The sequence below is a fragment of the Streptomyces sp. NBC_00310 genome (assembly GCF_036208085.1).
In the GTDB taxonomy this organism is placed as follows: Bacteria; Actinomycetota; Actinomycetes; order Streptomycetales; family Streptomycetaceae; genus Streptomyces.
This window is the reverse complement of sequence record NZ_CP130714.1, coordinates 3,423,588-3,435,784: the sequence shown is the minus strand read 5'-3', so window position 1 is coordinate 3,435,784 and position 12,197 is coordinate 3,423,588. Positions and strand designations below refer to the sequence as shown.

Genomic DNA, 12,197 nt, shown 5'->3' with positions numbered 1-12,197 from the left:
GCATGGGCGACCGCTGGCACGTGGAGGTCGACCGCGCCCTCTGCATCGGCTCCGCCCAGTGCACCCACCTCGCACCGGACGCCTTCCGCCTCGACTCCGCGATGCAGTCCCACCCCGTCGCCCCCGACACCGACGCCCACGAACGCATCCTGAAGGCGGCCGAGGGCTGCCCGGTGGAGGCGATCGCGATCGCCCTGCTGGGCAGCGGGGAGCCGGTGTTCCCGCCGGAGGAGTAGGGGTTTACGCTCTGCGCTCGGCGTAGGAACGATCGGCGGAACGACGATCGGGAGAGCAGGGCGGGGAACGTGCGGAAGTCCGAGGCCAAGGAGCTGATCAACCAGGCGTACGCGGCCTGGGAGGCCGAGGAGTGGCAGCGCGCCGCCGACCTCTACGAACAGGTGCTCGCCCACTTCCCGGACGAGAAGCCGAGCGCGGAGTGGTGGTATGACGCCGCGCTCGGCCACAAGTTCCTGCGCAACTGGGACAAGGCGTACGAGCTCGGCGTCCAGGCCGCCGCCCGCGCACCGCGCGGCGAGGGCGACCCCGCGTACTGGAACCTCGGCATAGCGGCCACGATCCGCCGCGACTGGGCCGTCGCCCGCGACGCCTGGACCGGCTTCGGCCTCGAACTCCCGGCCGGTGAGGGCGAGATCGACGGCCGCTTCGGCCACGCCTGCGTGCGCCTCGACACCCACGGCCAACGCGAGGTGGTGTGGATCGAGCGGCTGTGCCCGACGCGCGGCCGGGTGGTGAACGTCCCCGTGACCGGCGGCCGCCGCTACGGTGAGATCGTCCTGCACGACGGCCAGCCCAACGGCGAACGCGTCGTCGACGGCTCGACCTACCCCGTCTTCGACGAACTGCTCCTCTTCGAACCGTCCGAGCTGCCCACGCTCCAGGTGACGGTCGCGGCCGGCGAACCGGCCGACCTGGAAGCCCTCATCGCCCTGTTCGCCGATCACGACTTCGGCGCGGAGCCCGCGAGCGGCCTGACGACGCACTGCGCCTGCTGCAGCGAGGGCACCCTCCACAAGGAGCCCCGCACCGCCCACGAGGGCGCCCAGCGCGTCTGTCTGGCGGCCCCGGAGGACGAGGCCCGGGGTCTGCTCGACCGGTGGGCGGGGGAGAAAGCGATCGGACGGAGCTGGAGCGGCCTGGAGGTCATGGGCTAGAGGCACCCCCCGGCTGTCCGATACGCGAAAAAAATTCCCTTCAGGGGGTTGTGTTCCCGTATGAGTGTTCTATCGTAGAAATCAGCCTACGAGGCGAGTGAGGGAGCCGACCGGAGTAGCCGACATGGGCGCGAGGTAGCAGATCCGCCGGTGCCGACGTCGACGGTCGGGCTGAGAGGCCGGAAGGCAGCAGGACAGGGCCGGACGGCGACCCCAGCACCTGATCCGGGTAATGCCGGCGCAGGGAACCCGTCTCGTAGGTCTTTTCGTGTGCGCGGGCCCCGATCGGGGCCCGCGTTCTTCTGTCGGTCCGGGGTCGTCAGGTCGCTTGCCGGTCCGGGTGCGTCAGATCGCTTGCCGGTCCGGAGTCGTCAGGTCGATCAGCCGGCACACCGTCTCGATGTCGATCTTCACCTGGGCGATCGAGGCGCGGCCGGAGAGCCAGGTGATCAGGGCCGAGTGCCAGGTGTGCTCGATGACGCGGACCGCCGACAGCTGCTCCGCGGTCGGGTTCTCCAGACCCATGGCGTCGAGGATGATCGCGGTGGTCTGGTGGGAGACCTGGTCGACCTCGGGGCTGACACTGCGGTCGGCGAAGGTGAGCGCGCGGACCATGGCGTCGGCGAGGTGGGGCTCGCGCTGGAGGGCGCGGAAGGCGCGCATCAGGGTCTCGGCCACGCGCTCGGCGGCCGTCTCCCCGGTCGGGGGCTTCTTGCGGAGCGTGCCGTGCATGTGCTCCAGCTGGTCCTGCATGGTGGCGACCAGCAGGTGGATCTTGGAGGGGAAGTAGCGGTAGAGCGTGCCGAGGGCGACCTGCGAGGACTCGGCGACCTCACGCATCTGTACGGCGTCGAAACCGCCCCTGCTGGCCAGCTGGGCGCTCGCGTGCAGGATGCGGCGCCGACGGGCCTCCTGCCGCTCCGTGAGGGGCGGTGAGTCCGCCCGCGCGGTGCTGGCTTCCACCTTGACTTCCGCAGGCATGGGTCTCGTTCCGTGACAGTCGTGACGGTCGGTGAGGGTATGCGATCAAATAGCATGCCAGGGCGCCTGCCGTGGCGTGAATCACCTGATCCACCCCTCACAGCGGTTCTACCAGCCGGTAGATTCAGAGCCTCTTGAACGATCAACTCTGAAACTTGTTCTAGATTACCGTCTCGTCGTAATCTCACGGGAAATCGCAGTGAGAAGGGGGCCAGGAGTGACCGCTGAGGCCAGTCAGGCGGGGTCTCGGCATGACCTCGCTGCGGACGGCGGGCGACCGCTCGACATCGCGCTCCTCACCTATAAAGGGAACCCGTTCTGCGGGGGACAGGGCGTCTACGTACGGCATCTCTCGCGCGAGCTGGCACGGCTCGGCCATCGGGTCGAGGTGATCGGCTCCCAGCCCTACCCGGTGCTCGACGACGACGCCGTCCCGGCCGACGGCCCGGGCGGGATCACGCTCACCGAACTGCCCAGCCTCGACCTCTACCGGCAGCCCGACCCCTTCCGCACCCCCAAGCGGGACGAGTACCGCGACTGGGTCGACGCCCTCGAAGTGGCGACGATGTGGACCGGCGGCTTCCCCGAGCCCCTGACCTTCTCCCTCCGCGCCCGCCGCCATCTGCGCGCCCGGCGCGGCGAGTTCGACGTCGTCCACGACAACCAGACCCTCGGCTACGGGCTGTTGGGGGACGTGGGCGCGCCCCTCGTCACCACCATCCACCACCCCATCACCGTCGACCGGCAGTTGGAGCTGGACGCGGCCGAGGGCTGGCAGCGACGGATGTCCGTACGCCGCTGGTACGCGTTCACCCGCATGCAGAAGCGGGTCGCGCGGCGACTGCCGTCCGTGCTCACCGTCTCCGGCACCTCCCGCCAGGAGATCGTCGACCACCTCGGCGTACGCGACGACCGTATGCACGTCGTGCACATCGGCGCCGACACCGACCTCTTCTCGCCGAATCCGGCCGTGGCCCAGGTGCCGGGCCGGATCGTCACCACCTCCAGCGCCGACGTGCCGCTCAAGGGGCTCGTCTTCCTCGTCGAGGCGCTCGCCAAGGTGCGCACCGAGCACCCCACCGCCCACCTGGTCGTCGTCGGCAAGCGGCCCACCGAGGGCCCGGTCGCCCAGGCCGTCGAGCGGTACGGCCTCGAAGGCGCCGTCGACTTCGTCAAGGGCATCTCGGACGCCGAACTGGTCGACCTGGTCCGCTCGGCCGAGGTCGCCTGCGTCCCCTCGCTGTACGAGGGGTTCTCGCTGCCCGCCGCCGAGGCCATGGCCACCGGTACGCCGCTGGTCGCCACGACCGGCGGGGCCATACCGGAGGTCGCCGGACCCGACGGCGAGACCTGCCTCGCGGTGCCCCCGGGCGACCCGGGCGCCCTGGCCGCCGGGCTCAGCCGGCTCCTCGGTGACCCCGCACTCCGGCGGCGGCTCGGCCGCGCGGGACGCGAGCGGGTGCTCCAGCGGTTCACCTGGGCCCGGGCCGCCGAGGGCACGGTGGCCCACTACCGCGAGGCGATCGCCCGCGCCGAAGGGCGCCCGGCGGCCGACCGGACCCTTCCAGCCCATGACGCCGAAGCGGCCCACGAGGCTGTCGACGCCGTCGAAGAAGCAGTTGAAGCAAACCGCGAAACCAACCGCGAAAGCAGGGCCACGTGCTGACCGTCGACTTCTCCCGGTTCCCGCTCGCCCCGGGGGACCGGGTCCTGGATCTCGGCTGTGGAGCGGGCCGGCACGCCTTCGAGTGCTACCGGCGCGGCGCCCAGGTCGTGGCCCTCGACCAGAACGGCGAGGAGATCCGCGAGGTCGCCAAGTGGTTCGCGGCGATGAAGGAGGCCGGGGAGGCCCCGGAGGGCGCGACCGCCACCGCGATGGAGGGCGACGCCCTCGCACTGCCCTTCCCCGACGAGTCCTTCGACGTCGTCATCATCTCCGAGGTGATGGAGCACATCCCCGACGACAAGGGCGTACTCGCCGAGATGGTCCGGGTGTTGAAGCCCGGCGGCCGCATAGCCATCACCGTCCCGCGCTACGGCCCCGAGAAGGTCTGCTGGGCGCTCTCCGACGCGTACCACGAGGTCGAGGGCGGCCACATCCGCATCTACAAGGCGGACGAACTGCTGGGCAAGATCCGCGAAGCGGGCCTCAAGCCGTACGGCACCCACCACGCGCACGCCCTGCACTCGCCGTACTGGTGGCTGAAGTGCGCGTTCGGCGTCGACAACGACAAGGCGCTGCCCGTGCGGGCGTACCACAAGCTGCTGGTCTGGGACATCATGAAGAAGCCGCTGGCCACCCGGGTCGCCGAGGAGGCGCTGAACCCGCTGATCGGCAAGAGCTTCGTGGCCTACGCGACCAAACCGCACCTTCCCCGGATCTCCGGGGAAGCCGGGACCAAGGCCGGGGCGGACACCAAGTGACGACGCCCCGGACAGAACACCTGGTCCTGCCCGGGGTCCTCACCGCCGAGCAGGCCGCCGCCACCGTGCGCGGCATCCTCGCGGTGCAGCGGGCGGACGGTGCCATCCCGTGGTTCCGCGGGCACCACCTCGACCCGTGGGACCACACCGAGGCCGCCATGGCCCTGGACGCGGCCGGTGAGCACGAGGCCGCCGAGCGCGCCTACGAGTGGCTGCGCCGGCACCAGAACGAGGACGGCTCCTGGTACGCCGCGTACGCCGACGGGGACGCCGCCGAGGTCACCGACCGGGGCCGCGAGACCAACTTCGTCGCGTACATCGCCGTCGGGGTCTGGCACCACTACCTCGCCACCGGCGACGACACCTTCCTCGACCGCATGTGGCCCGCCGTCCAGGCGGCGATCGAGTGCGTCCTGCGGCTCCAGCAGCCGGGCGGCCAGATCGGCTGGAAGCGCGAGGACGACGGCACGCCGGTGAACGACGCCCTGCTCACGGGCAGTTCGTCGATCCATCACGCGCTGCGCTGTGCGCTCGCGATCGCCGATCAGCGCGAAGAGCCGCAGCCGGACTGGGAGTTGGCGGTCGGCGCGCTGCGGCACGCGATACGCCGGCACCCCGAGCGGTTCCTCGACAAGGACCGCTACTCGATGGACTGGTACTACCCGGTGCTCGGCGGCGCGCTCACCGGCACCGAGGCCAAGTCCCGTGTCGAGGAAGGGTGGGACCGGTTCGTCGTGCCCGGCTTCGGTGTCCGCTGCGTGATCCCCAACCCGTGGGTGACGGGCGGCGAGTCGGCCGAACTGGCCCTGGCCCTCTGGGCGATGGGCGAGTCCGACCGCGCCCTGGAGATCCTCCAGTCGATCCAGCACCTCCGCGACGCGGACTCCGGCCTGTACTGGACGGGGTACGTCTTCGAGGACCAGGCCGTCTGGCCCGAGGAACTAACCTCCTGGACCGCGGGATCCCTGTTGCTGGCCGTCGCCGCGCTGGGCGGCGACGAGGCGACATGCGCGGTCTTCGGCGGGGAGCGCCTGCCGCGCGGGCTGGACGACTTCGATGACTCCGAGTGCTGTTGAAACTCCGAGTGCTGTGGAAGGGGACGTGCTGTTGAGGGGCACGCGCGGGTGAGTGGGGGCCGGCCGCGCGGTTCCCCGCGCCCCTGAAGCACCCGGGCTCGCCCCGCGCTTTTCAGGGGCGCGGGGAACCGCGCGAGCAACCACAACCGACCCGCACCCGCCCCACAACCCCGACCTCCCGAGCTCTCCCGCGCTCTCCCGCGCCGTGCGGAGCACTCAGTGGCGGTGCATCCGGTTGGCGATCGCATGCCCCACGAACAGGTACACGACGGCCGCCAGGCCATACCCGGCCACAACCCTGGCCCACTGCTCGTCGAAGGTGAACAGGTCGTGTGACCAGCTGGCGAGCCAGCGGGCCGCGTCATGGACGAACTGCACGAAGTCGTTCGTGCCGTTCGCGTCCAGCAGGTACATCAGGATCCACAGGCCGAGGATGAACGCCATGATGTCGGCGACGATCGCTATGACCCGGCCCGCCTGATTGGAGCCGCTATATCGAGACATGCCGTACGGGTTGCCCGCCCGGCTTCGATGAAACCTCAAGGGTCCTCAGGAGTTGAGCAAGGAGCCTCAGGAGTTGAGCTCGGCCAGCACGCGCAGCGTGTGCGGGTCCGGAGCGAGGACCAGCAGATCCGTCACCGGCCCCTTCCGCCACAACTCCAGCCGCTCCGCGATCCGTTCGCGCGGCCCGACGAGTGAGATCTCGTCCGCGAAAGCGTCCGGCACGGCGAGCACGGCCTCCTCGCGCCGCCCGTCGAGGAAGAGCCGCTGGATGTGCCGGGCCTCCTCCTCGTACCCCATGCGGGCCATGAGGTCGGCGTGGAAGTTGCGCTTGGCGTGTCCCATCCCGCCGATGTAGAAGCCGAGCATGGCCTTCACGGGCAACAGCCCCTCGGCGACGTCGTCGCAGACCTTCGCCCGGGCCATGGGCGCGATGAGGAAGCCGTCCGGGACGTCGGTCAACGAGGCCTCGTAGACATCGGCCCGGGTCGGCGACCAGTACAACGGCAGCCAGCCGTCCGCGATCCGGGTCGTCTGCGCGATGTTCTTCGGCCCCTCGGCCCCGAGCAGGACGGGCAGACCGGCGCGGAGGGGGTGGGTGATCGACTTCAGCGCCTTGCCGACGCCGGTGCCGTCCGGACCGTCGTACGGGAGGGGGTGGAAGCGCCCGTCCAGCTCAACAGGGGCCTCCCGCCTGAGGACTTGGCGTACTACGTCGACGTACTCCCTGGTCGCGGTCAGCGGGGACCTCGGGAACGGGCGCCCGTACCAGCCCTCGACGACCTGCGGCCCGGACAGCCCGAGACCGAGGAGGGCGCGCCCGCCGGAGAGATGGTCCAGGGTCAGGGCGTGCATCGCGGTGGTGGTGGGCGACCGGGCGGCCATCTGCGCAACCGCCGTACCCAGCTTGATCCTTGAGGTGTGCGCCGCGATCCAGGTGAGCGGGGTGAAGGCGTCCGAGCCCCACGACTCGGCGGTCCACACCGAGTCGTAGCCGAGCCGCTCCGCCTCCCGCGCGAGCGGGACGTGGTCCGCCGAGGGGCCGCGCCCCCAGTAACCGAGTGCCAGACCGAGCCGCATACGCCTGCCTCCTGACGGTACGTCAGCTGTTCGGGCGGGAGGCGACTGTACGACAACGGCCCCCCGCTCGGAAGAGCGAGGGGCCGTTCGTAGGGCTTGTACGGGCTCGTGCGGCTTGTACGGGCTCGTACGGCGAGGTGATCAGCCGCGCTGGATGCCGCTGGTGTCCTGCAGGACGCCGCGACGGCCGTCCTGCGTCTGGGCCACCAGGCTGGGGCCGCGCTGCTCGACCGCCAGGTACCAGGTGCCCGGCGCCAGTTCGGCGATCGTCGACTGCGAACCGTCCTCGGCGAACAGCGGCCGGGCCACCGGCACCGCGAACCAGAACGGCGAGAAGTCACCGGCCGGCGGCTGCGGCGCCGCAGCCGCCTGCTGCTGCGGAGCGCCACCGAACGGAGCCCCCGGCCCCGGCTGACCGGGCTGCGGCTGACCCGCACCGAACGGCGCCTGCGCACCGGCACCCGGGTAGCCGTAACCACCGGACGGCTGACCACCGTAGGGCTGCGGCGCGGCCGGCCGCGGGGCCCCGACGAGGGCGGCCTTGAGGGCGGGGACGAGCGGGGTGGCGACGGCCGCGGCGGCCAGGAGCAGGCAGGCGATCAGACCGAGGATGAGACCGGCGCCGGAGTCGGGCTCCGAGCCGCCGAAGGTGCCGAAGAGCTCCTCCATCGCTCCGAACGGGTCGATGATGGACCAGAACGAGGTCCACGCGGCGAAGATGGTCAGCGCCACCCCGAGCTGGCCGACATCCAGGCCGATGACCTTGGGCGGCTGCGGCAGCGCACGGGCGATGACGATCAGCGCCGCACCGACGATGCCGGCGACGTACATGCTCATCACCAAGCCGAGGTTGTCCCAGGCATTGGGTACGTCGTCGCCGGAGCCGTCGAACGTGTCGAGGAACGACGCGATGAACAGCAATACCGCTGCTCCGATCACGACGCCGTCGCCTCTGGTGAGGGAGCGGATATTCACTTCAGGTCCTTCGTCAGTCGTCTCGTCATCGGTGGAGGCGTCGCCGTCACCATGTCGCCGTCAGGCCGTGGTGGGAAGCGCGGGGGTGGCCCCTCATCGTAGGGACGACACTATCGTCCGACCGATGTGGGTGTCCGCCGGGATCATCCCGATGATCACGACCCGCCCGCTACCCTCGCAGGAAACCCACGATTCCCGCAGAGTTTTCCCGCACCGCTGTCTGCCGCCAGGCACCGCTGGTCAACGGTGCCGCGTCATGGATATCGCGCATCACGGTGCGCGTGATGAACACAGCGGGAACTGTTGACAGATTGAGACCGCCCGCACTTCGTTCCGCGGTACTTCGAGTAAGCGGCGGAGTTCTCCCCGGGGGAGAGTTGTTCAATTTTTGAGGAAGCTCGTGATGCCGTCCGAGATTCCCCGGGCCGCTTTCTGTCGCCAGGCTCCGCTGGTGAGCTGGGCGGCGTCCTTGCTGTCGCGCATGTTGCCGCACTCGATGAACACCTTGGGGACGGTGGAGAGGTTGAGGCCGCCGAGGTCGGTGCGGGTGACGAGGCCGGTGCCGTCGCCGACGTAGTTGGAGGGGGCGCTGCCGGTGGCGCGGACGAAGTAGCCGGCGACGCGCTCGCCGAGGTCACGGGAGGGGGCGACGATGGGCCGGGTGTCGGCGGCGCCCTCGTTCACCGAGCCCGGCAGGATCACATGGAAGCCGCGGTTGCCCGCGCCGGAGCCGTCCGCGTGGATCGACACCACCGCGTCCGCCTTCGCCTCGTTGCCGATCCGCGCCCGCTCGTCGATGCACGGACCCCAGGACCGGTCGCCGTCCTGGGTGAACTTCACCGTGGCGCCCTCCTGTTCGAGGAGTGTCCGCAGCCGCCGGGAGACGTCCAGCGTGAACTTGGCTTCCATGTAACCGTCGTTGGTGGTCGTCCCCGTCGTGTCGCACTCCTTGGCGTTCGTCCCGATGTCCACCTTGCGGTTGATCTCGTTGGTGTGCTGGAAGTTGCCGGGGTTGTGACCGGGGTCGATGACGACGACCTTGCCCTTGAGGGGGCCGGTGGCGGCGGGCGCGGAGGCGGAACCGGAGGGGCTCGCCTTCTCGCTGTCCTTCCTGTCCTTGCCGTCGTCGGAGGCGGTCGGCCCGCCGGACGGGTCGGGGGACGTCGGCGGAGTGCCCGCCGACCGGGTCTGCGGGCCCGCCACGCTGCCCGATCCGCCGTCCGCGGAGTCCCCGACGGCCTGCCAGACACCCCACCCGGCCACCGCCCCCACCACGACCGAGGCCACCGCCACGGTCAGCGGACGGCGAAGGGGCGACCGGCGGGGCTGGGGCGGATCGAAGTCCGGGCCTACGTACGACACGCCTGCCACCTTACGGGTCGGGCCCCGTGCCGACGGTCCGCACCCGGCTCCGCGTGGCGCTGCCGACGGTCCGCACCCGGCTCCGCGTGGCGGCCGACGAGGCACTCGGGCGGGACGCGGGCCGTATCGCCGTCGGTGTCCCGTCCCGGGCTGGACCGGCCGGTCGTCGGCGGGCCAGAGTACGAGGATCTGTCCGAGCGGGCCCACCGGCCCGCCGTCGCCGCCGTGATCGTCGTCGTGGCGGCCGCCGTCTACCTGCTCGTCCGGTACGTGGGCTAGGTATCGGCGGACGAACTGCGTGACCGCCGGGCACGCTCCTGACCAGCGGTAGGCGTGAGCGCCGTCGCGGGATAAAGTCGTCCGGTTACGTCTGGTTGTGGGGGCGGGGCTTCGTCGCGCGGTCGGTGGGCTCCGGTGGGAGGGCCTGTAGCGTATGAGTCGTCGCTCCAACGGGTTGGCCGGGATCTGGGCCGAGGCACAACGCCAGCAGCAGCGTCAGTCGGAGGAACGGGCCCGGCAGCAGCGCGAGTACGAGCGCCAACAGCGCGCGTACCAGCGGGAGGTGGCACGCAGCCAGCGGGAGCAGCAGGCGGCGTACCGGCAGCAGCGCGAGGCGGAGGCGCGGCGGCGCACGGAGGAACTGGACGCGCAGGTCCAAGCCCTGGAGGGGCTGTTGGTCGCGGGCTGCCGGGCCCCGGCGTTCCGGGCCGCGTCCCTGACCCGTCCGGAACGGCTGGAGCCGTTCTCGCCGGGGCCACTCGCCCAGCCGGTGCCCATGCCGGAGCCCAACCACTTCCAGGCACAGGGCGGTTGGACCGCCCAGCGCCGCGCGCAGGCACAGGCCGAGGCGCGCGCCCGGTTCGAGCACGACTGGCACGCGGCCCAGGCCGCCGAGGCGCAGCGACAGCGTCAACTGGACCGGTATCAGCGGCAGTACGAGCAGTGGGCGGAAGGACAGCGGGCGGAGATCCGGCGGCACAACGCCGGGCTCGCGCAGATGGCGACGGCGCTGCGCGACGGCGATCCGGAAGCCGCCGTCGACTACTTCTCCGCCGCCCTCTACGCCTCGGCCGCCTGGCCCGACGGCTTCCCCCGGGGCGTCTGTGCCGCGTACGACTCGGCGGCCCGGCAACTGGTCCTGGACTGGGAGCTGCCCCGGTACGACGTCGTCCCCGAGGCGAAGACCGTCGTCTACATGCCGAGCGTCGACCAGGACAAGGAGCGCCCGCGCCCGGTCACCCAGCGGCGGGCCCTCTACCGGGACGTCCTCGCGCAGTGCGCCCTTCTGGTGCTCCACGACCTCTTCGCGGCCGACGAGTTCGGCGCGCTGGACTCGGTCGTCCTGAACGGCTTCGTGGACGACCACGACCCGGCGACCGGCCGCCGCGCGCAGATCTTCCTGGCGACCGTCGTGGTGCCCCGGCCGGTGTTCGCCGGGCTGCGCCTGGAGCAGGTGAGCGCCGTCGACTGCCTGACGGACGGGCTCCGGGGCCGGCTGTCGGCGCGCCCGGACCAGCGCACCCCCGTCCGCCCCGGGCGCAGGCCCGACGACGTGGGCAACGGCGTCGTCACCCACGGCGGCGAGGACGAGCCCGACCTGCTGGAGATGGACCCCCTCGCCTTCGAGGCACTGGTCGCGGAGCTCTTCCGGGCCATGGGCATGCAGGCGGTGACGACCCAGCGCTCGAACGACGGCGGGGTGGACGTCGACGCCCTGGACCCGACCCCGATCCGCGGCGGCAAGATCGTCGTGCAGGTCAAGCGCTACCGCAACACCGTCCCGCCGACCGCCGTCCGTGACCTCTACGGCACGGTCCAGGACGCCGGCGCCAACAAGGGCGTCCTGGTGACGACGTCCAAGTTCGGTCCCGGCTCCCACACCTTCGCCAACGGCAAACCGCTGGAGCTGGTCTCGGGCCGCGAACTCGTCGACCTGCTCCACCGGCACGGACTCCGGGGGCGTTTGGGGACGGGCGAACGCGCCGCTCCGGCTCCCGTGTCCTCGACCGATCCCACCGTGGTGCTGCCCGCCCAGCGGACCCCGGCGGACCCGTGGGGCGGTGGGGCGGACCCCGGCGTCGCGGGCGGCAGCGCGGATCCGGGCGCGGGCGGGAGAGCCGACCAGGTCGACGACAGCGTCCTCGGTATGTACTGGACCGGCGGCGTCGCCCTGGACGTCTGCGCGCTCGTCTGCCACGGCAACCGGGTCCTCAGCGACGACCACTTCGTGTTCTACAACAACGCCCGCACCCCCGACGGGACGGTCCGCGCCGTCCCGCCGACCGATCCCGACAAGGCGGCGATCCGGGTCTCCTTCGACGCGCTGCCGGCGGAGGCGGACCGCCTCGTCCTCGTGGCCGCGATCGACCCGGCCGTGAACCCCGACGCCGACCTCTCCGGATTCACCGACGCCGGCATCCGCCTCCTGGACCCCTCCCGCGCCGAACAGGGCCGCCTGGACGTCTCCGACGGCCGCGCCGCGGAAACGGCACTCACCCTCGGCTCCTTCCGCCGCCGCGCCAACGGCGACTGGGACTTCGTCATCGGCGGCAAGGGGTACCGGGGCGGCCTGGAGGAACTGGTCCAGGACTACGGCATAGAGGTGGCGTAGGGCGGCCGTACGGCC

Annotated in this window: 12 protein-coding genes; 7 read left to right on the top strand and 5 right to left on the bottom strand. The window is 71.4% G+C overall.

The window, feature by feature from the left end; translation table 11 throughout:
* The first annotated feature begins 2 nt into the window (after positions 1 to 2).
* Both OG202_RS15080 and OG202_RS15075 read left to right on the top strand, forming a co-directional pair.
* Complete coding sequence (locus OG202_RS15080; protein ID WP_326583186.1) at positions 3 to 236, top strand: ferredoxin; 234 nt, start codon at positions 3 to 5, stop codon at positions 234 to 236.
* 69 nt (positions 237 to 305) lie between these two features.
* Entirely contained in the window at positions 306 to 1,172 is an 867-nt protein-coding gene (locus tag OG202_RS15075; RefSeq protein ID WP_327729984.1) for a tetratricopeptide repeat protein, read from the top strand.
* Between the two features lie 345 nt (positions 1,173 to 1,517).
* On the opposite strand, the gene OG202_RS15070 is transcribed toward OG202_RS15075, so the two are convergent.
* Positions 1,518 to 2,153 (bottom strand): TetR family transcriptional regulator, encoded by a 636-nt coding sequence (locus OG202_RS15070; protein WP_328222891.1) that lies wholly within the window; start codon positions 2,151 to 2,153, stop codon positions 1,518 to 1,520.
* 217 nt (positions 2,154 to 2,370) lie between these two features.
* On the opposite strand from OG202_RS15070, the gene OG202_RS15065 reads away from it, so the two are divergent.
* The 3 genes from OG202_RS15065 to OG202_RS15055 are packed head-to-tail and all read left to right on the top strand — an operon-like array spanning position 2,371 to position 5,653.
* A complete protein-coding gene (locus tag OG202_RS15065) occupies positions 2,371 to 3,819 on the top strand; it encodes a glycosyltransferase family 4 protein (protein ID WP_328222890.1) in 1,449 nt (482 codons plus the stop codon).
* Positions 3,813 to 4,577: a class I SAM-dependent methyltransferase gene (locus OG202_RS15060; RefSeq protein ID WP_326583190.1), complete on the top strand. Its 765-nt coding sequence runs from the start codon at positions 3,813 to 3,815 to the stop codon at positions 4,575 to 4,577. Before OG202_RS15065 ends, OG202_RS15060 begins: the two co-directional genes overlap by 7 nt.
* Positions 4,574 to 5,653, top strand: coding sequence for a prenyltransferase (locus OG202_RS15055; RefSeq protein WP_328222888.1), 1,080 nt, complete (start codon positions 4,574 to 4,576; stop codon positions 5,651 to 5,653). The genes OG202_RS15060 and OG202_RS15055 overlap by 4 nt, the downstream gene beginning before the upstream one ends.
* 216 nt (positions 5,654 to 5,869) lie before the next feature.
* Here the strand turns inward: OG202_RS15055 and OG202_RS15050 are convergent, their stop codons facing one another.
* The 4 genes from OG202_RS15050 to OG202_RS15030 all read right to left on the bottom strand — a co-directional run bounded on the left by OG202_RS15050 (position 5,870) and on the right by OG202_RS15030 (position 9,571).
* Positions 5,870 to 6,157 (bottom strand): hypothetical protein, encoded by a 288-nt coding sequence (locus OG202_RS15050; RefSeq protein WP_328222887.1) that lies wholly within the window; start codon positions 6,155 to 6,157, stop codon positions 5,870 to 5,872.
* A 66-nt stretch (positions 6,158 to 6,223) separates the two neighbouring features.
* On the bottom strand, positions 6,224 to 7,234 hold the full coding sequence (locus OG202_RS15045) for an LLM class F420-dependent oxidoreductase (RefSeq protein WP_327729988.1): 1,011 nt from the start codon (positions 7,232 to 7,234) through the stop codon (positions 6,224 to 6,226).
* A gap of 141 nt (positions 7,235 to 7,375) precedes the next feature.
* Positions 7,376 to 8,209, bottom strand: a complete 834-nt coding sequence (locus tag OG202_RS15040) for a hypothetical protein (protein ID WP_328222886.1) — start codon at positions 8,207 to 8,209, stop codon at positions 7,376 to 7,378.
* Between the two features lie 381 nt (positions 8,210 to 8,590).
* Positions 8,591 to 9,571: an N-acetylmuramoyl-L-alanine amidase gene (locus tag OG202_RS15030; protein ID WP_327729990.1), complete on the bottom strand. Its 981-nt coding sequence runs from the start codon at positions 9,569 to 9,571 to the stop codon at positions 8,591 to 8,593.
* Positions 9,572 to 9,706: 135 nt separating this feature from the next.
* Between OG202_RS15030 and OG202_RS15025 the strand changes: the two genes are divergently transcribed.
* A complete protein-coding gene (locus OG202_RS15025) occupies positions 9,707 to 9,850 on the top strand; it encodes a hypothetical protein (protein ID WP_327729991.1) in 144 nt (47 codons plus the stop codon).
* 154 nt (positions 9,851 to 10,004) lie between these two features.
* On the top strand, positions 10,005 to 12,182 hold the full coding sequence (locus OG202_RS15020) for a restriction endonuclease (RefSeq protein ID WP_327729992.1): 2,178 nt from the start codon (positions 10,005 to 10,007) through the stop codon (positions 12,180 to 12,182).
* Positions 12,183 to 12,197: the final 15 nt, after the last annotated feature.

Coding starts and splice junctions, on each gene's coding strand:
- OG202_RS15080 (WP_326583186.1), top strand. CDS start 3: ATGGGCGACCGCTGGCACGTGGAGGTCGACCGCGCCCTCTGCATCGGC.
- OG202_RS15070 (WP_328222891.1), bottom strand. CDS start 2,153: ATGCCTGCGGAAGTCAAGGTGGAAGCCAGCACCGCGCGGGCGGACTCA.
- OG202_RS15050 (WP_328222887.1), bottom strand. CDS start 6,157: ATGTCTCGATATAGCGGCTCCAATCAGGCGGGCCGGGTCATAGCGATC.
- OG202_RS15045 (WP_327729988.1), bottom strand. CDS start 7,234: ATGCGGCTCGGTCTGGCACTCGGTTACTGGGGGCGCGGCCCCTCGGCG.
- OG202_RS15020 (WP_327729992.1), top strand. CDS start 10,005: ATGAGTCGTCGCTCCAACGGGTTGGCCGGGATCTGGGCCGAGGCACAA.